The 1,170-nt window shown below is 56.8% G+C and carries 1 protein-coding gene; it reads right to left on the bottom strand.

What is annotated here, in order from left to right; genetic code table 11:
* Positions 1 to 110 precede the first annotated feature (110 nt).
* A partial coding sequence (gene fliD / locus B3187_RS14155) for a flagellar filament capping protein FliD (protein ID WP_286807130.1) occupies positions 111 to 1,170 on the bottom strand: 1,060 nt, incomplete at its 5' end.

Raw genomic sequence — 1,170 nt, 5'->3', positions numbered from 1 at the left:
GGATAAGCGAAGCGCATCCGCCGGCAAACCAACGTAATACCCTCACCGTAAACTCCGCGCAATCTGCCCTACCCCAACGCAACACCCAAACCAAAACCAAACTCAACCACTTACCGCGGCGGCGCCGTAAACGGCAACCGGTCATTAATACCTTCCAAAAAGCTCCCGGTACTATTCAAACTCCGGACAATCCGTTCCATATTCAAAAACTGCGCCTCCAACCGCGCCCGATACGCCTCACTGCGCCGCTCCATGGCTTCGCGGGCTTCGGATACCTCAACTCGGTCGTCCTTCAAGGTGCTTTCCCGCTCGGAAATCAATCCGGAATTACGCACATAAGTATCCAGGGTCGACAACAACCCGGAACCAAAACCACGCGAGAAATTCACCGTCGCCGTGCTCGCGCCGTCGGCAATTTCCAAAGCCAAACCTTCCGCCGGCGAGCGCAAGGCACCACGCAAAATACGGCCATAACCAAAACCTTCTTCGCCATTGATGGTGCCGGCCACATCCAAACCGGTGGTGCCAGCGGCTTCACTCAAGCCCAAAGCACCCGCATTGGCGCCCACGCTGGTGATCGCCACGGAACTGTCACGTCCATAGGTGTTGGACTCAAATTTTAAGGCACCACCTTCCACCGTAACGTTCACCCGTGCGCCGCCCTCCCGCAGGTTTGAATCGGCGTTGATCAACGTCTGCAACTCGGTGGCCACGTCCTCCAGAGAGGCGTAACTTCCTTGAGGCAAACTGATCATCGCTGACTCGCGGCCATTCACTTCAATGGTAAAACTGTAATCGTCACTCGTGACATCGAGAGGCATGGTGGCGGGGTCGGCCGTCAGGAAACCACGGGTAGCATCCTGGGTAATTTCTACCTCGTAAGTCCCGGACTGAGTGCGGTTACCGAAGTTGCTGGGAGTGATCCGGGCGTTGGACGACTCCATGCTCGGCACAAACAGGTCCCGTATCGCTTCAAATTGACTGCTGAATACCGCACTGAAGTCCGTGTCTTCACCGTCATCGGCAAACTCCAGAGTGCCGTCCAGGCGGGTACGAATACCAATGCTGGCCAGACTGTCTATACCCTGATCCAACCCGGGCACCGCCGCGCTGATCTGCCCACGAACGGAGCGCATCAGATTACCCGCCAGGGAGTCATTATTCAGGCTG

This window comes from Marinimicrobium sp. UBA4209 (assembly GCF_002381585.1).
GTDB classification, from domain to species: domain Bacteria; phylum Pseudomonadota; class Gammaproteobacteria; order Pseudomonadales; family Cellvibrionaceae; genus Marinimicrobium; species Marinimicrobium koreense.
The sequence above is the reverse complement of the archived record's forward strand: the minus strand, read 5'-3'. Positions and strand labels throughout refer to the sequence as shown.